10 protein-coding genes are annotated in these 18,276 nt (G+C 72.4%); 5 read left to right on the forward strand and 5 right to left on the reverse strand.

The features are described 5' to 3' along the window. Window positions 1–214: 214 nt before the first annotated feature. Complete coding sequence (lon, locus tag C6376_RS02835) at window positions 215–2,629, reverse strand: endopeptidase La (RefSeq protein WP_107441937.1); 2,415 nt, start codon at window positions 2,627–2,629, stop codon at window positions 215–217. Between the two features lie 346 nt (window positions 2,630–2,975). On the opposite strand from lon, the gene C6376_RS02840 reads away from it, so the two are divergent. Continuing rightward, window positions 2,976–3,995, forward strand: a complete 1,020-nt coding sequence (locus C6376_RS02840) for a DUF5954 family protein (protein WP_107441938.1) — start codon at window positions 2,976–2,978, stop codon at window positions 3,993–3,995. A gap of 147 nt (window positions 3,996–4,142) precedes the next feature. Here C6376_RS02840 and C6376_RS02845 read toward each other — a convergent pair whose 3' ends face one another. After that, on the reverse strand, window positions 4,143–4,973 hold the full coding sequence (locus tag C6376_RS02845) for a rhomboid-like protein (RefSeq protein WP_107448740.1): 831 nt from the start codon (window positions 4,971–4,973) through the stop codon (window positions 4,143–4,145). A gap of 284 nt (window positions 4,974–5,257) precedes the next feature. On the opposite strand from C6376_RS02845, the gene C6376_RS02850 reads away from it, so the two are divergent. From C6376_RS02850 to C6376_RS02865, 4 genes are all read left to right on the forward strand, one after another. After that, on the forward strand, window positions 5,258–5,944 hold the full coding sequence (locus tag C6376_RS02850) for a spermidine synthase (protein WP_107441939.1): 687 nt from the start codon (window positions 5,258–5,260) through the stop codon (window positions 5,942–5,944). 122 nt (window positions 5,945–6,066) lie between these two features. Next, window positions 6,067–6,807: a response regulator transcription factor gene (locus C6376_RS02855; protein WP_020130720.1), complete on the forward strand. Its 741-nt coding sequence runs from the start codon at window positions 6,067–6,069 to the stop codon at window positions 6,805–6,807. Continuing rightward, the gene (locus C6376_RS02860) at window positions 6,804–7,919 is read left to right on the forward strand and encodes a HAMP domain-containing sensor histidine kinase (RefSeq protein WP_107441940.1); all 1,116 of its coding nucleotides are present in this window, start codon (window positions 6,804–6,806) and stop codon (window positions 7,917–7,919) included. The genes C6376_RS02855 and C6376_RS02860 overlap by 4 nt, the downstream gene beginning before the upstream one ends. A 302-nt stretch (window positions 7,920–8,221) precedes the next feature. Beyond that, window positions 8,222–12,019 (forward strand): multifunctional oxoglutarate decarboxylase/oxoglutarate dehydrogenase thiamine pyrophosphate-binding subunit/dihydrolipoyllysine-residue succinyltransferase subunit, encoded by a 3,798-nt coding sequence (locus C6376_RS02865; RefSeq protein ID WP_107448741.1) that lies wholly within the window; start codon window positions 8,222–8,224, stop codon window positions 12,017–12,019. A gap of 156 nt (window positions 12,020–12,175) precedes the next feature. On the opposite strand, the gene fxsT is transcribed toward C6376_RS02865, so the two are convergent. From fxsT to C6376_RS02880, 3 genes are all read right to left on the reverse strand, one after another. After that, on the reverse strand, window positions 12,176–15,217 hold the full coding sequence (gene fxsT / locus C6376_RS02870) for an FxSxx-COOH system tetratricopeptide repeat protein (protein ID WP_107441941.1): 3,042 nt from the start codon (window positions 15,215–15,217) through the stop codon (window positions 12,176–12,178). Window positions 15,218–15,350: 133 nt separating this feature from the next. Next, window positions 15,351–16,844: an HEXXH motif-containing putative peptide modification protein gene (locus C6376_RS02875; RefSeq protein WP_107448743.1), complete on the reverse strand. Its 1,494-nt coding sequence runs from the start codon at window positions 16,842–16,844 to the stop codon at window positions 15,351–15,353. After that, the gene (locus C6376_RS02880) at window positions 16,844–18,094 is read right to left on the reverse strand and encodes an FxsB family cyclophane-forming radical SAM/SPASM peptide maturase (RefSeq protein WP_301554688.1); all 1,251 of its coding nucleotides are present in this window, start codon (window positions 18,092–18,094) and stop codon (window positions 16,844–16,846) included. The genes C6376_RS02875 and C6376_RS02880 overlap by 1 nt, the downstream gene beginning before the upstream one ends. Window positions 18,095–18,276: the final 182 nt, after the last annotated feature.

Genomic DNA, 18,276 nt, shown 5'->3' on the forward strand with positions numbered 1-18,276 from the left:
CGCGACGGTGCGCCGGACTCGTTTTCGCGTCCGTCGCCGTCTGTGTCCTCGTGCACGTCAGCACCTCTGCCCTTTGTCGCCGGTCGCTGCCATCGGCGCAGCTCCTCAGTATTTCGCAGGCCCCGGACGGCGGCTCGCAGGGCCGCGGCAGCCCGGGCACGGCGAGGACCCGGTCCCCACGGGTCCCGGGCCCTCGTCCTTCCCACGGCGTCCGTCACGCCGCCACGGGAACCTCCGGCGTCGCGCCGTTCGCGGCGGGCGCGAGCGCCAGCTCCAGCACCTGGCGGACGTCCGTGACGGCGTGGACGTCGAGCGTGTCCAGCACCTCCGCGGGGACGTCGTCCAGGTCGGGCTCGTTGCGCTTGGGGATGATCACGGTGGTGACGCCCGCCCGGTGCGCGGCGAGCAGCTTCTGCTTCACACCGCCGATCGGCAGGACCCGGCCGGTGAGGGAGACCTCGCCGGTCATCGCCACGTCCGTGCGGACGAGCCGGCCCGACAGCAGGGACGCGAGGGCCGTCGTCATGGTGACGCCGGCGCTCGGGCCGTCCTTGGGGACCGCGCCCGCCGGGAAGTGGATGTGCACGCCCCGGTCCTTCAGGTCGCCCACCGGCAGCTCCAGTTCGGCCCCGTGGCTGCGCAGGAAGCTGAGGGCGATCTGCGCCGACTCCTTCATCACGTCGCCGAGCTGACCGGTCAGCGTCAGGCCCGCCGCGCCCGTCTCCGGGTCGGCCAGCGACGCCTCGACGTACAGGACGTCGCCACCCGCGCCGGTGACCGCGAGACCGGTCGCGACACCGGGCACGGCGGTCCGGCGCTCGGCCGGGTCCTGAGCGGACTCGGGCACGTGGTGCGGCCGGCCGATCAGGGCGCGCAGATCCTCGTCGCGGATGGTGAACGGCAGCTTCCGCTCGCCCAGTTCGTGCTGGGCCGCGACCTTGCGCAGCAGCCGCGCGATGGACCGCTCCAGGGTGCGCACGCCCGCCTCTCGGGTGTACTCGCCGGCGAGCCTGCGCAGTGCGCTCTCGTCGAGGGTGACCTCGTCCTTGTCCAGGCCCGCCCGCTCCAGCTGGCGCGGGAGCAGGTGGTCGCGGGCGATGACGACCTTCTCGTCCTCGGTGTAGCCGTCCAGGCGGACCAGCTCCATACGGTCGAGCAGGGCCTCCGGGACGGCTTCGAGCACGTTGGCGGTGGCCAGGAACACCACGTCCGACAGGTCGAGCTCGACCTCCAGGTAGTGGTCGCGGAACGTGTGGTTCTGCGCCGGGTCGAGCACCTCGAGGAGGGCGGCCGCCGGGTCTCCCCGGAAGTCGGAGCCGACCTTGTCGATCTCGTCGAGGAGGACCACCGGGTTCATCGACCCGGCCTCCTTGATCGCCCGCACGATCCGGCCGGGCAGCGCGCCCACGTAGGTACGGCGGTGGCCGCGGATCTCGGCCTCGTCTCGGACGCCGCCGAGGGCGACACGGACGAACTTGCGGCCCATGGCGTGCGCGACGGACTCGCCGAGGCTGGTCTTGCCGACGCCGGGCGGGCCGACGAGGGCCAGGACGGCGCCGCCGCGCCGGCCGCCGACCACGCCCAGACCGCGCTCGCCGCGGCGCTTGCGCACCGCCAGGTACTCGGTGATGCGCTCCTTCACGTCCTCCAGGCCCGCGTGCTCGGCGTCGAGGACGGACTTGGCGTCCTGGATGTCGTACCGGTCCTCGGTGCGCTCGTTCCACGGCAGTTCGAGGACGGTGTCCAGCCAGGTGCGGATCCAGGAGCCCTCGGGCGACTGGTCGCTGGACCGCTCCAGCTTGTCGACCTCCTTGAGGGCGGCCTCGCGGACCTTCTCGGGCAGGTCGGCTGCCTCGACGCGGGCGCGGTAGTCGTCGGACTCCTCGCCCTCCTGCTCGCCGCCCAGCTCGCGCAGCTCCTTGCGGACGGCTTCCAGCTGGCGGCGCAGCAGGAACTCGCGCTGCTGCTTGTCGACGCCCTCCTGGACGTCCTTGGCGATCGTCTCGGCGACGTCCTGTTCGGCGAGGTGGTCGCGCAGCTGCTGGGTGGCGAGCTTCAGACGGGCCACCGGGTCGGCGGTCTCCAGGAGCTCCACCTTCTGTTCGGTGGTGAGGAACGGCGAGTAGCCGGAGTTGTCGGCGAGCGCGGAGACGTCGTCGATGGCCTGGACCCGGTCGACGACCTGCCAGGCGGCGCGCTTGCGCAGCCAGGCGGTGGCGAGCGCCTTGTACTCCTTGACCAGTTCGGCGACGTGACCGGGCAGCGGCTCGGGGACGGTCTGGTCGGACTTCGTCCCCTCGACCCACAGTGCCGCGCCGGGCCCGGTGGTGCCGGCGCCGATCTTCACGCGGCCGCGGCCGCGGATCAGCGCGCCCGGGTCGCCGTCGGCCAGCCGGCCGACCTGTTCCACGGTGCCGAGCACACCGGTGCTCGCATAAGTGCCGTCGATACGCGGCACCAGGAGTACCTGAGGCTTGCCCGGTGTTGAACGGGCGGCGGCCTGGGCGGCCTCCACCGCGGCGCGTACGTCGGCGTCGTTGAGGTCCAGCGGAACCACCATGCCGGGGAGCACGACCTCGTCATCAAGAGGCAGCACGGGCAGAGTGAGCGGAGCGGACGTCGATGCCATGATCTCCCCTTCGGCAGTCAAGTTGAGCTACGCCGACTCAATGCACATGAGCCTCCGAATGTTCCCCACAACCCGTTGCGTTCGCTGTGGGCGATCATCACTGCTCCGGCGGGGGACGCCGGACGGGTGAGGGGCGGGCACTGTACGAGGCCGCTGCGCGGTGCGTCGAGACGTCGCCGGCGAGCGCGGAGTTCACGGGGGACGCACGGAGGCGACGTTCGCCGGACGAGGGGGCGCACCCCGCGGCGTCGCACGACGGGCCACGCCCCCCGCGCCCCCTGCCCGTACCCCGCCCACTTCCGGCATTCGCCCCGAAGCACCCCTTCACCCCGACCACAATGCGCGTATGACCGATGACTGGAAGCGACGTCTGGACGCCCTCCACGCTGAGCTGGTCCTCCGGGACGACCCCGTCGCCTGGGTGACCGAGGCGGACGCCGTCGAGGCGTCCAGGCGCTACCCGCACATCGCGCTGCGCGGGCCCGTCTTCGGCGTGGCCGCGCTGGACCCGGCCGCCGAGGGGCCGTGCTGGCGGCTGCTCAAGCCGGTGGTGGACGGCATGCCCCAGCAGGCCCGCGACGGACTGAACTCGCACCTGTGGTTCCAGGCGAAGGACGGCGCCGGCGATCCGGCCGCGCGGCGCGAGCTGCTGACCGCCGTCGCCGTGCTGGAACGGGCCCCCGCCGACGAGGTCGAGGCGCTGGGGGTGCGCTACCGGGTGGTGCGCGGCGACGAGTTCGCCCGGACCGGCGACGACGGGCTGGAGCCGCCGCGGCCCACCGACCCGGAGGCGCCGGGCGCGTCGTGGGAGGACCCGGGCACCGCGCCGTCGCCGGACGTGGGCTTCGCCCTCGACCCCGGCCGGGACGAGGGGCCGATGGCGGGCGCGCTGCGGCTCGGACTGCGCGACTTCACGTACACGGGCGCCCGCTTCCCCTCCGACGTCCGCGAGGACTCCGCACGGGCGGCGCTGACCCACCCGGACGTGGTCCGGCTGCCGGTGGGCTTCTCGGTGGCGGAGCGCGAGGGCACGGACTGGACGCCGTTCGGCTCGCTGGCCGCCACCCCGCACGAGGCGCGCCGCGCGCTGTACGAGGGGATGGCCCGCGTCTGGGCGATGCTCTACCGCTTCGACGAGCGCAAGAAGGCCCTCTACGCGCGGGCCGCCGAGGCGTTCAGGGCGGCCGGCCGGGCCGACGAGGCGAGCGTGGAGGGCCGTCTGTTCCGGATCTGCCGCGTCGAACGGATGGTCCGGCTGGGCCCCGACGGCCCCGAACCGCCCCGCCCGTCCGACGTGGACGAGTACGGCCCCATGAAGCTGCACCCCACCCTGTGCGAGGACGGCACGGTCCGGTTCAACGACTGAGACCCGCCCGGCCGCCACCTGTCCGACCGAAACCTGTCCGACCGGAACCCGCCCGGCCAGAATGTCCGGCCGACACCTGTCCGGCCAGGGCCCGTCCGGCTGACGCCCGGGGCGGGGCCGGCGCTCACGGGGCGGCCGCTCGCACGCTCACGCCGCGGACAGGGGCGCCGTGGGCCGAGGGCGCACCGGTCGGCCCCTCTGGTCCCAGCGCCGGACCCACGGCCAGACGGCGACGCCCGTCACCAGCGCGATCAGGTGGCCCCAGTTGGTCAGCGGATCGGTGTAGGCGATCAGGTCCCGCAGCAGCATCCCGCCGAACGCGACGAGCAGAAGAGCGCGCGGCCACGGCCCGAGCAGCCCCGCCAGCGCGCCGACGCTCGCGGCGACGCCGAAGCTGATTCCGTAGTCGAGTCGGTGGAGCGAACTGTCGGGCAGCCACCCCACCAGCACGCCCAGACCCACCGGGACCTCCGTCGCGAGGGTGGCCGGCACATGTCCGAGCAGGAAGACGACCGCCGTGCGGGCCCCGCCGATCCGCCGCTCCAACGCGGTGAGGGCGACCACGAAACCGAGGGTGAAGGGCGAGACGAAGCCGCCCGCCACCCACAGCGCGCTGGCCACCAGCACCAGCGCCGGCGTCTGCAGCAGGTGCGCCACATCGGTGCTGGAGCCCTGGTACAGGGCGTACACGAGGGCGGGGTCGGCATGCTCGGCGACGTACGAAGTGACGGCGAGGAGGGCCGCGTAGGCGAGCGTGAAGGGCACAGGGACCCGCACCCGGAACCCGGCCGGGCGCCGGGGGCGAGGAGCGGGGCCCGTCCGCGCCGACGGCTCGGCCGGACCTTCTGCGCACCGCTCGCCGGGCCGTTCCGCGACCAGCGGGGCGGGCCGTGCGCCACGCTGGCAGGGGATGCCGTCCAGCAGACCGGCGGTGTCAGGCAGACCGGCGGTGTCGGGCAGTCCCGCCACGCCGGGGATCCGCGTGCGGCCGGGGAGCCCTGCGGCGCCGGGCAGGGGCGGGCGCGTGGGTGAGGTCGTGCGTTCCACCTGAGGCGCTCCTTCCGTTCCGCCCCACCCTTCGTGCCCCGCCCGCCCGCTGTCTGTGATCCACGCCACGCCCGGGCCGATTCACAGAAACCTCTGAGACTCCTCTCGGCCGATTCTCATGCGACCCGAACCGACCCGAACGTCCGTACGTCAACTGCAGCCGCCGCACACGGATTTCCCTCGCCCGGGAGCCGGCGGACTGCCAGGATGGACCCATGCCTCTCCCGTACGACGTGTCCGACGCCCCGGAAGTGCTGGACCGTCGCGAGGGCCCCTACGGCGAGGTGGTCCTGCGCCGGCACGGGAAGCTGCTCCAGATCATCGCCAACGGCTGCTTCCTGATGGACACCTCGGACGGCCGCTCGGAGCGCCTGCTGGTGGAGGCGGCGCGTGCGGCGCTCGACGACCGCGCGGCCCCGCGTCTGCTGATCGGCGGCCTGGGCGTGGGCTTCTCGCTGAGCCACGCGGCGGCCGACCCGCGCTGGGGCGGGATCACCGTCGTGGAGCGCGAACGGGCCGTGATCGACTGGCACCTCGGCGGCCCGCTGGCCGCCCTCTCCGGTCCGGCGCTCGCCGACCCCAGATCGACGATCGTGGCGGCGGACCTGCTCGACTACGTCCATGAGACTCGTGACACATTCGACGCGGTATGCCTGGACATCGACAACGGGCCCGACTGGACCGTCACCGAAGGCAACGAGAGCCTGTACTCCCCCGTCGGACTCGCGGGCTGCGCACGGGTGTTGAGACCGGGCGGCGTACTGGCCGTATGGTCTGCCCGGCCCTCTCCGGAATTCGAGGGAACCTTGCGGAATGCCGGGTTCCAACAGGTGCGTACCGAAGAGATCCCGGTTGCCCGAGGAGTGCCGGACGTCGTGCATCTCGCCGTCCGGCCTGGATAGCAAAGCCGTGGTGACTCCCCGTACGCTGCACCCCTGGCGCCGATCATTTACGCGTCAACCGCAGTCATGCGCAGACATGGGATCACCCCACTGGTTCCGGAAAGCACACTCAGGGGCGGGCGATGGAGCAGACACACACCGCACACAACAGCACGGCGACCGCCACACCGGGCGCGCAGCGGCGCGTCCTGGTGGTCGAGGACGATCCGACGATCGTCGACGCCATCGCGGCCCGCCTGCGCGCCGAGGGATTCCTCGTGCAAACGGCGGGTGACGGCCCGGCGGCCGTCGACACGGCGGAGGCCTGGCAGCCCGACCTGCTGATCCTCGACATCATGCTGCCCGGCTTCGACGGCCTGGAGGTCTGCCGTCGCGTGCAGGCGTCCCGCCCGGTGCCGGTGATGATGCTCACCGCGCGCGACGACGAGACCGACATGCTGGTCGGGCTCGGCGTGGGCGCCGACGACTACATGACCAAGCCGTTCTCCATGCGGGAGCTGGCGGCGCGCGTGCACGTGCTGCTGCGCCGGGTGGAGCGGGCCGCGATCGCGGCGACCACGCCGCGCAGCGGCATCCTGCGGCTCGGCGAGCTGGAGATCGACCACGCGCAGCGCCGGGTGCGGGTGCGTTCGGAGGACGTGCACCTCACGCCCACCGAGTTCGACCTGCTGGTCTGCCTGGCGAACACCCCGCGCGCGGTGCTCTCCCGTGAGCAGCTCCTCGCCGAGGTCTGGGACTGGGCGGACGCCTCCGGCACCCGCACGGTGGACAGCCACATCAAGGCGCTGCGACGGAAGATCGGCGCCGAGCGGATCCGCACGGTGCACGGCGTGGGCTACGCGCTGGAGACCCCGACGCCATGAGCCGCGGGCAGGACGGACCCGGCAGCCCCGCTCCCGCGACCGGGGAGCCCTGGGGCCGCGTGCGCCCGTTCTCGATCAAGACCAAGCTGGGTGCGCTGGTCGTCATCTCGGTGCTGATCACCACGGGTCTGTCGATGATCGCGGTGCACACCAAGACGGAGCTCCGCTTCATCACGGTCTTCTCGATGGTGGCGACGCTGCTCATCACGCAGTTCGTGGCGCATTCGCTGACCGCGCCGCTGGACGAGATGAACACGGTGGCCCGCTCCATCTCGCACGGCGACTACACCCGCCGGGTGAGCGAGAACCGCCGCGACGAGCTGGGCGACCTCGCCCAGACGATCAACGTCATGGCGGACGAGCTCGAGGCGCAGGACCGGCAGCGCAAGGAGCTGGTGGCCAACGTCTCGCACGAGCTGCGCACGCCCATCGCGGGTCTGCGCGCCGTCCTGGAGAACGTCGTCGACGGCATCGCCGAGGCGGACACCGAGACGATGCGCACGGCGCTGAAGCAGACGGAGCGGCTCGGGCGGCTGGTGGAGACCCTGCTGGACCTGTCCCGCCTCGACAACGGCGTCGTCCCGCTGCGCAGGCGGCGCTTCGAGGTGTGGCCGTACCTGTCGGGCGTGCTGAAGGAGGCCAACATGGTCGCCTCGGCGCGCGCCACGATGGGCTCGGGCGGCAACCACACCCGCACGGACGTCCATCTGCACCTGGACGTGACCCCGCCGGAGCTGACCGCGCACGCCGATCCCGAGCGCATCCACCAGGTCGTCGCCAACCTGATCGACAACGCCGTCAAGCACAGCCCGCCGCACGGACGGGTGACGGTGAAGGCGCGGCGCGGGCCGCTGCCGGAGTCGCTGGAGATCGAGGTCCTGGACGAGGGGCCCGGCATTCCGCGTTCGGAGTGGCGCCGCGTGTTCGAGCGGTTCAACCGGGGAGCCGTCCGCCGGCCGCACGGGCCGGGCAGTGACGGCGGTACGGGGCTGGGGCTGGCGATCGCCCGCTGGGCGGTCGATCTTCACGGAGGCCGGATCGGAGTGGCCGAATCCGAGCGGGGCTGCCGGATTCTTGTCACTCTTCCGGGAGATCCCTCCATCTCGAGTTGACGTAAAGTTCGAAGCGGAGCCGCAAGATCCACCGGCGTTCGCCCTGTCGGACACGTGTGATCAGGCAGAGCGCCGCCGCAGACCGGCGAAGAGTCCGTACGCCCGTCGTGCGTGACACGCATCAACACACCCTTTTGACGCGCAACCGCGCTTGTTTCCCGCCATTTCCGGCCTCGAAACGCACTCTCCGATGTGACTTACGCGACGATGGACGGGCCCGGCCTGACTCTCCCCCTCCCGGGGGCGTAGCCTTTATTCCCGCTGTCCATCACCTTGTGAAGCGGAAGAGGGCGGTTGCCGCCGTGTCGCCACAGTCCCCCAGTAACTCCAGCATCTCGACCGACGCAGACCAAGCGGGCAAGAACCCCGCTGCCGCGTTCGGACCGAACGAGTGGCTCGTCGACGAGATCTATCAGCAGTACCTCCAGGACCCGAATTCGGTAGACCGCGCCTGGTGGGACTTCTTCGCCGACTACAAGCCAGGGGCCGCTGCCCCCTCGGCTACGGCGGGTACTGCGGCCGCGGGGGCCGCAGCGACCACCACCGCACCCCCCGCGTCCGCCGCCCCGGCCCAGCCGGCCCCCGCCGCCGCTCCGGCTCCCGCCCCGGCCCCGGCCGCCGTGCCGAAGCCCGCGGCCGCCGCTCCCGCCCCGGCGAAGGCGGCCCCGGCGGCCAGGCCGGCCGCCGCCGCGAAGCCCGCGCCCGCAGCCGCGGCGCCCGCCTCCCCCGAGGGCCCGGAGTTCGTGACGCTGCGCGGCCCGTCCGCCGCGGTCGCCAAGAACATGAACGCCTCGCTGGAGCTGCCCACGGCCACGTCCGTGCGCGCGGTCCCGGTGAAGCTGCTGTTCGACAACCGCATCGTCATCAACAACCACCTCAAGCGCGCCCGGGGCGGGAAGATCTCCTTCACGCACCTGATCGGCTTCGCGATGGTGCAGGCCATCAAGGCCATGCCGTCGATGAACTGGCACTACGCGGAGAAGGACGGGAAGCCCACCCTCGTCAAGCCGCCGCACGTCAACTTCGGCCTGGCCATCGACCTGGTGAAGGCCAACGGCGACCGCCAGCTCGTCGTCGCCGGCATCAAGAAGGCCGAGACGCTGAACTTCTTCGAGTTCTGGCAGGCCTACGAGGACATCGTCCGCCGCGCCCGCGACGGCAAGCTGACGATGGACGACTTCACCGGCGTCACCGTCTCGCTGACCAACCCCGGCGGCCTCGGCACCGTGCACTCCGTGCCGCGTCTGATGCCCGGCCAGTCGGTCATCATGGGCGTCGGCTCGATGGACTACCCGGCGGAGTTCCAGGGCACCAGCCAGGACACCCTGAACAAGCTCGGCATCGCGAAGGTCATGACGCTCACGTCGACCTACGACCACCGGGTCATCCAGGGCGCGGCCTCCGGCGAGTTCCTGCGGATCGTCGCGAACTACCTGCTCGGCGAGAGCGGCTTCTACGACGAGATCTTCGAGGCACTGCGCATCCCCTACGAGCCGGTCCGCTGGCTCAAGGACATCGACGCCAGCCACGACGACGACGTCACCAAGGCCGCCCGGGTCTTCGAGCTGATCCACTCCTACCGGGTCCGCGGCCACGTCATGGCCGACACCGACCCGCTGGAGTACCGCCAGCGCAAGCACCCCGACCTCGACATCACCGAGCACGGGCTCACCCTGTGGGACCTGGAGCGCGAGTTCGCGGTCGGCGGCTTCTCCGGCAAGTCCCTGATGAAGCTGCGCGACATCCTCGGCGTGCTGCGCGACTCGTACTGCCGCACCACCGGCGTCGAGTTCATGCACATCCAGGACCCCAAGCAGCGCCGCTGGATCCAGGACCGCATCGAGCGCCCGCACACCAAGCCGGAGCGCGAGGAGCAGCTGCGCATCCTGCGCCGGCTGAACGCGGCGGAGGCCTTCGAGACGTTCCTGCAGACCAAGTACGTCGGCCAGAAGCGCTTCTCCCTGGAGGGCGGCGAGTCCGTCATCCCGCTGCTCGACGCGGTGCTGGACAGCGCGGCCGAGTCCCGGCTCGACGAGGTCGTCATCGGCATGGCCCACCGCGGCCGGCTGAACGTCCTCGCCAACATCGTCGGCAAGTCGTACGCGCAGATCTTCCGCGAGTTCGAGGGCAACCTCGACCCGAAGTCGATGCACGGCTCCGGCGACGTGAAGTACCACCTGGGCGCCGAGGGGACCTTCACCGGCCTGGACGGCGAGCAGATCAAGGTCTCGCTGGCCGCGAACCCCTCCCACCTGGAGACGGTCGACCCGGTCATCGAGGGCATCGCCCGCGCCAAGCAGGACATCATCAACAAGGGCGGCTCGGACTTCACGGTCCTGCCGGTCGCCCTGCACGGCGACGCGGCCTTCGCGGGCCAGGGCGTGGTGGCCGAGACCCTGAACATGTCGCAGCTGCGCGGCTACCGCACCGGCGGCACGGTCCACATCGTCATCAACAACCAGGTCGGCTTCACGGCCGCCCCGGAGTCCTCCCGCTCCTCGATGTACGCCACGGACGTGGCGCGCATGATCGAGGCCCCGATCTTCCACGTGAACGGCGACGACCCGGAGGCCGTGGTGCGCGTCGCGCGGCTGGCCTTCGAGTTCCGCCAGGCGTTCAACAAGGACGTGGTGATCGACCTCATCTGCTACCGCCGCCGCGGTCACAACGAGTCGGACAACCCGGCCTTCACCCAGCCGCTGATGTACGACCTGATCGACAAGAAGCGCTCGGTGCGCAAGCTCTACACCGAGTCCCTGATCGGTCGCGGCGACATCACCCTGGAAGAGGCCGAGCAGGCGCTGCAGGACTACCAGGGGCAGCTGGAGAAGGTCTTCACGGAGGTCCGCGAGGCCGTCACGGCCCAGCCGAGCGCGGGCCCGGTGTCGGACCCGCAGGCGGAGTTCCCGGTCGCCGTGAACACCGCGATCTCCACGGAGACCGTCAAGCGCATCGCCGAGTCGCAGGTCAACATCCCCGACTACTTCCACGTCCACCCGCGTCTGCTGCCGCAGCTGCAGCGCCGGGCGTCGATGGTCGAGGACGGCACGATCGACTGGGGCATGGGCGAGACCCTCGCGGTGGGCTCCCTCCTCCTCGAGGGCACGCCGGTCCGGCTGTCCGGCCAGGACTCCCAGCGCGGCACCTTCGGCCAGCGTCACGCGGTCCTCATCGACCGCGAGACGGGCGAGGAGCACACCCCGCTCCAGTACCTCGCCGAGGAGCAGGCGCGCTACAACGTCTACAACTCCCTGCTGTCCGAGTACGCGGTCATGGGCTTCGAGTACGGCTACTCGCTGGCCCGCCCGGACGCGCTCGTGATGTGGGAGGCGCAGTTCGGCGACTTCGTCAACGGCGCGCAGACGGTCGTCGACGAGTACATCTCGGCGGCCGAGCAGAAGTGGGGCCAGACGTCCGGCGTCACCCTGCTCCTCCCGCACGGCTACGAGGGCCAGGGCCCGGACCACTCCTCGGCCCGCGTCGAGCGCTTCCTCCAGCTGTGCGCCCAGAACAACATGACGGTCGCGATGCCCACGCTCCCGTCGAACTACTTCCACCTCCTGCGGTGGCAGGTGCACAACCCGCACCACAAGCCGCTGGTCGTCTTCACCCCGAAGTCGATGCTGCGCCTGAAGGCCGCCGCGTCGAAGGCGGAGGAGTTCACCACGGGCCAGTTCCGCCCGGTCATCGGCGACACGTCGGTCGAGGCGAACGCGGTCAAGAAGGTTGTCTTCTGCGCCGGCAAGGTGTACTACGACCTCGAGGCCGAGCGGCAGAAGCGCGGCATCACGGACACGGCGATCATCCGCCTCGAGCGGCTGTACCCGCTGCCGGGCGCCGAGGTCCAGGCGGAGGTCAACAAGTACCCGAACGCCGAGAAGTACCTGTGGGTGCAGGAGGAGCCGGCCAACCAGGGCGCCTGGCCGTTCATCGCCCTGAACCTGATCGACCACCTGGACCTGGCGGTCGGCGCCGACATCCCGCACGGTGAGCGGCTGCGCCGCATCTCCCGGCCGCACGGCTCGTCCCCGGCCGTCGGCTCGGCGAAGCGTCACCAGGCCGAGCAGGAGCAGCTGGTCCGCGAGGTCTTCGAGGCGTGACCCGCTGACCGTCGACGGCGTGATCCACGGCGAAGGGCCCGCCCCCCGGAGGTATCGGGGGGCGGGCCCTTCGCTTCGCCGTGGGCGTCTGTGCATCCGCGCGTCTGTGCGTCCGTGCGCCGCTGTGCCGCTCTGTCCGTGCGGACGGCGCCGGCCTCAGATGACCTGGGGTTCGAAGTCCCAGTAGGGCCGGTTGCGGGAGCGGGCCGAGACGGTGTGCGGATGCTTGCTGCCCAGTGTCGCGTCGAAGTCCGACAGGGCCTCCTGTTCGACCTTCTCCGCCTGCCGCCGGTCCCGCAGTCCGCGCAGGTCGGCCGCGTGCGCGATACGCGCCGACAGGGTCAGCGGGTGGGTGCGCCCGAGCGTCTCGACGGCCCGGCCGACCGTGTCGTGGCTGAGCTCGGCGGCGCTCTCGGTGTCGCCGACGATGTTGCGCAGGGCGGAGGCGTTCAGGGCGCAGCCCAGCGTCCAGGGATGGTGCTCCCCCACGGCGTCGGTCATCGCGGCCAGCGCCTGCTCGAGGAGGACGTGGCCCGCCTCCCGCTCGCCGACGTTGCGCAGGATCAGCGCCTGGTTGGCGCGGGCCCCGGCGACGAACGGATGCTCGTCGCCCAGCATCACCTCGTACCGCGCGACGACGGCCTCGCTGAGCTCGCGGGCCCGGTCGATGTCCCCGTGCTCGCGGGCATAGCAGCTCTGGGCCGTCGCGAAGATCAGGGTCAGCGGATGCGTCTCGCCGAGCACCCGCTCGCCGCGCTCCAGCACGCTGGAGAGCAGCTCCCCGGGCTCCTCGCGTTCGGCGCCGCGGTCGCGGCCCCGGTCCCGCTCGCCCAGGCGGTAGCGGCACAGCGCGAGGTTGTGCTCGGCCTTGAGGGTCTGGGGGTTGTCGGGGCCCATCACGAGCCGGATCTCGCGCACGTTCTTGGCCTGGATGGACTCGGCCTCGGCGTAGCGGCCGAGCAGCCGCAGGTCGATGGCGTAGGAGATCTCGGAGCCGAGGGTCCACGGATGGCGGGCCCGCAGAAGCAGGCGGCGGGATTCCATGGTCCGCCGGTCGTGCTCCAGGGCCTCCGGGTAGCGGCCGAGCAGCCGCAGGGAGACGGCGAGGTTGTTGAGCGAGTTGAGGCTGCGCGAGTCCTGGTCGCCCAGCAGGTCTCGGTAGGCCACCAGGACCCACTGGGAGAGTTCCAGCGCCTCGTCGTAGCGGCCGAGGCCGCGCAGGTCGGCGGCGAGGCCGGCGGCGGCCCGCAGATGCTCCAGGTCCTGCGGGCCGCGCTCCGCCTTCAGGTGTTCGGAGGCGGCCCGGCTGAGGGCCTCGGTGGCGGCGTAGTCGCCGACGGCCCGCAGCAGGTTGGTGTAGTGGTAGGTCAGCTCCCAGATCCGGGGGTGCGTCGGGCCGAGCAGTTCGCGCCAGGCCTTCATGGCGCGTTCGCCGAGTTTGATGCCGGCGACGTACTCGCCGGAGAAGTACATGTAGCGCAGGCAGTTGAAGACCAGGCGCTGGACGGTCGGTTCCTGGGTCTGCAGCACGTCGGCGTACTTCAGGTGCGGCACGATCTCGGCGTATCCGGGCCACAGGTCGGGGTCGGTGGGCCTGCGCGGGTCGGCCGCGGCGAGGGCCAGCCGGACGACGTCGATGAACTCCTTGCGGTCGGCGTCCGGCATGTCCTTGTGCACGATCTGGTGGACCATACGGTGCAGGTACAGCGACTCCCCGGAGCCGGCCCCCTCGTCGCCGACCGCCTCGTGGGACTCCAGACGGACGACGGAGTACTGGCGGAGCTGGTTGATCGCCTTGTTCCACAGCAGCGGGTCGTTGAGCAGTCCGGCGAGCTGTTCGGGCAGTTCGTCGCTCGACATCTCGCGCAGCAGCCGGACGGGGATGAAGCCGGGCGCGAAGAAGGTGCACAGCCGCAGCAGGTCCACGGACTCGGGGACGGTCTCGCGGAGTTTGTTCAGCAGTATCGACCAGGCGGTCTGGAAGGCGAGCGGGAAGTCCGCCGACACCTTCACCACGTCGCTGTCGATGCCGCCGTCCAGCAGGGCGATGTACTGGCGCACCGACAGGTCGGAGTCGTTGAGCCAGCCCGCCGTCTGGTCCAGCAGCAGCGGCAGGTCCTCCAGCGCGTCCGCGAGCTGGTCGGCCTCCCCCTCGGACAGCCGTGGCGCGCGGCGCCTGATGAACGCCACCGACTCGTCGCGGGCGTAGACGGGGACCTCGAGCAACTTGCTGTTGTGCTCGGTCCATTCGGGGTTGCGGGAGGTGATGATGACGTGGCCGGGCCCGGTGGGCACCAGGTCCCAGATCTGGTCCGGCTCGTCGGCTCCGTCGAGGATCAGCAGCCATCGTCCGTACGGGTCGCCGCGGCGCAGCGAGTCACGGACGGCGCGCAGTCGTTCGCCGTACTCCTGGCCGGTCTGCAGACCCAGTTTCGGGGCGAGTTCGGCGAGCAGCCGACGGTAGGTGACGCGTTTTTCGGCGTTGACCCACCACACGACGTCGTACTCGGAGCCGAACCGGTAGACGTACTCGGCGGCGGTCTGGGTCTTGCCGACTCCTGACATGCCGTGCAGCGTGACCACGCCGGCGCCCGGCTCCGCGCCCTGCAGCAGGTGGTAGGCGTCGTTGAGCAGCGACTCGCGGCCGGTGAAGCGGGTGTTGCGGCGCGGCACCCCGCCCCAGACCTCGGGCATCGCCGCCGGGAAGCGGGGGCCGCGGCGGGCGCCGTCGGAGAGGTCGGGCTGCGGCTCGAAGGGCAGGTCGAGCCGGTCGAGCAGGCGGCGCTCGGCCTCCTCGGCGCCCATGTTGGTCAGGTCGACGGGGGCGAGGACGGCGGTCGCGGCCGGTACGGAGGCCGTCGTCACGGAGACGGCGGCGAACCGGGACGGGTCGGGGGCGACGACCTCGCGCAGTGCCGCGTTCCACTCCTCCTGTGTACGGGGACCGAGCTGGAAGTACCACTCGCTGACGACGATGAGGATGCGGCCCTCGGCGAGTTCCAGGTCGCGCAGCAGATCGACCAGGGGCACCTCGGCCGGGGAGTCCCAGCGCAGGTACACCACGCGCACGCCGCGGCGTTGCAGCCGGTCTCCGATCCATGCCGCCCAGGCCCGGTTGAATCCCGCGAAATGGATCGTGACCGCCTGCCTCGCGGCCCCTCTCCCGGTTGCCCCGACCGGCGTACGAGCTCCAGACATGCAGCGGCCTCCAGCACGTAGTACCTCGAAAATCCTAGGACCTCGGCGCGGCGCGCGTAAGTCCGCCGACCTCTTCCGCGCGCGCCTCGGCCCGACGATCTTCGCTCACCGGACGGCCCCTCGCAGGCCATCCTCATTCTTTCGGGCGTGGCAGCGCCGGAGTATGACGCTGTGTCCACAAAGCGCGCGCGGCCTTCACGTAGGCCTCGGCCCGGGCGGTGTGGCTGCGGGGCGCCGGATGTTCGGCCATGCGTTCGTAGGCGGCGGCCATCTCGTCGACGAACCGGCGTCCGCGGACGGTGAGGTCGGGCGAGCCGACGAGCGCCGGCAGCGCCGCTTTCACCTGGGCGCGGTAGCGGGCGTGCCGGGACCACGCGTACACGGCGTCGGGCGGCGCGGCGACGAGCGCCCGGTGCTGGAAGTAGTCGGCGAGGGCCAGATGGGAGTACACCCCCTGCAGCAGGGCGTCGTACGGCCGGGGGCCCGTCTTCCAGGGGGCGAAGTAGCGGGCCTCGGGACCGGCGTGATGGAGCGTCACCAGATCGCCCAGGGCGGCGAGTTTGGCGTGGTGGAGTTCGTGGACGAGGGTGGCGGCGAGGGCGACGGCGTCCTGCGGGGGACTGGCGAGCAGGGCGCCGAACGCCTCGTGCCGGGTCGCGCTGCAGGTGTCGCGCCCGTCGGCGCCCGGCGGGCTCTCCAGCGGGACCAGGCAGCGCAGCAGCGCCACCGCCTCGGCCACCCGGTGCGCGCCGCCGGAGCGCAGGGCCGCCTCGGTGCCCGACCAGGCCTGCAGCCAGCGTTTGTGGTCCGTGTCGTCGAGTACGGCCGGTCCGCTGAGGCCGCGGTGGCCGGGCCCGGGCGCGGTCCGGTACGGGTCCACGTCGTCCAGCGGCAGGGGTGCGGCAGCGGGCAGCAGGCCGGGCAGGGTGCGCACGGGCGTCCAGGCGAGGGCGGCGGACCAGGCGCCGATGCCGCTCTCCAGGTGGACGACGACGTCCGGCGCGTCGGGCCGGCGAAGCGTCAGCCGCCCGGCGCGGTGGGCTACGTCGACGGGGGCGTCCGCGCCGGTGGCCGTGTGCAGCGCGCCGAGGGAGGGCAGGGCGAGCACTCCGGCGCGGGCGGTGAGCCGCACGGTGAAGGGGATGCCGGCGCGGGCGGCGGCCACCGCGGCGAGGGCGCTGAAGTGGGCCAGGTCCTGGCGCAGCCGGCGGGCCCGGTGTTCGTCCGCGGGGCCGCCGCGCTCGTCGAGCCCGCGCAGACAGCTCAACGCCCAGGGGCCGGTCAGCGGGTGGAAGAGGCAGGCGCGGGCGGGCGGGTGCGCGGCGCGGGAAGGGTGGGGGTGATCTGCCGGCGGGCGGGGGCCGTCGGGCGCGCCGGGCGGGCGGGGGCGGATCGCGGGCGGGCGGGACCGGTCGGCCTCGGTGAGCAGGGCCCAGTCCTCGCGCAGCCGTGCCTTGCGTGCCGTGGAGCAGACCGCCGGGTCCGCCGCGTCGGCCGCGTCGAGGACGGCGCGCAGGAGGAGCAGCCGCCGGGTGTCCTGGTCGCGCGCCAGGAGCGCCAGCGTGTCGGGGCCCCCTCGGGTGCGGCCGAGCTCCACGAGCCCGCGTTCCGGGACCGCGGACCGGATCACGGAGCGCCTCCTTCGCGGACGGCGGGCAGGTGGTGCGGCGCGGGGACGACGTGGGCAGGGGCTGCGGCCGGAGCGGTACGGGCGGCGGCGACGGCAGCGTCAGGGGCGGTACGGCCGGCGGGGGCGGCGGCGACGGCCGTGTGCGCGGCGAGCCGGGCGGCGATGTGGCGGATCAGTCGCTGGAGGTCGGCGCAGTACACCGACGGGTTGCGGAAGCCGTGTCCGGCCCGGTAGCGGTGGGCGTAGTGGCCGCCGCCGCAGACCGTGAGCAGGGGGCAGGCGCGGCACTGCGGTGCGAGGGCCGCCGTGCCCGCCTGCCGGGCCTCGACCGCGGGGTGCCGCAGGGCGTCGTCGAAGGTGTTCCGGAAGACGTCCAGGCCGGTGTGCGCGGCGCCGTCGTACGCGGACTTCAGGGAGTCCGTCTGCTCGATCGATCCGTCGGTCTCCACCACGACCGCGTCGAAGGGCGCGAGGCCCAGTGACTCGGTGGCGGAGGGCACGCCCAGCAGGAGGGCGAGGCACTCCTCGAAGAGGCGCACGCGGGTCTCCCGCCGGCCCGCGTCCCACCAGCGGTCGAAGACGGCGCACAGCCACTCCCCGTGCCGGACGCCGGCCCAGTGGGGCGGCGGGGCGGACCAGTTGCCGTGCGGCAGCAGGAAGTTGAGAGCCGGGGGACGCAGGCCGAGGAGGGACTCGTACGTCTCCACGGGGTCCAGTGTGGCGTCGACGACGGTGAGGATGCCGGCGTACGCCGACGGCGCGTGCTCGGCGGCCAGCAGGGCGCCGCGCGCGGCGGCCGGCCAGGAGGGGCGGCCGGCGTGGTCGACGCGGCGCGCGTTGTGCGCGGCGCGACCTCCGTCGAGACTGACGCTGATCCGGATGCCGCCGTCGGCGAGGACGGCCAGCCGTCGCGCGGTGAGCAGGGTGGCGTTGGTCTGGACGACGGCGTGGACCGTGCAGCCGGCCGGGACGCGGCCGCGGACCAGGTCGGTGAAGCGGGTCAGGGTCTCGGCGCCGGCCAGCAGGGGTTCGCCGCCGTGCAGGACGAGGGAGAGGTCCGTCAGGACATGGGCGCGGGCGTGCTCGGCGATGCGGGCCGCGGTGCGGTCGAGGACGTCGGGGGCCACCGTGGCGGGGCGGGTGCGCCAGGTGCGGTCCGGGCCTTCGTAGAGGTAGCAGTAGGTGCAGGCGAGGTTGCAGCGGCCGTGCATCTTCACGATGAACTGCCGGAAGGCCTGTCCGGACACTCCAGCACCCCCATGCCTACAGCCGCCCTGAAGCCGCCCTTCGGCCCGCGCTGCCGCGTGCCCCGCGAACACGGCGCCCGCGCCTGCGCCGCACGGGGCGCATGCCCGGGCGCACCGCGGACACAAACCCCGTCTGACCGAACTTGTCCGAGTCACGCGCAGATAAGACCGAATCCGGCTTC

The sequence above is a fragment of the Streptomyces sp. P3 genome, from assembly GCF_003032475.1.
Taxonomy (GTDB): domain Bacteria; phylum Actinomycetota; class Actinomycetes; order Streptomycetales; family Streptomycetaceae; genus Streptomyces.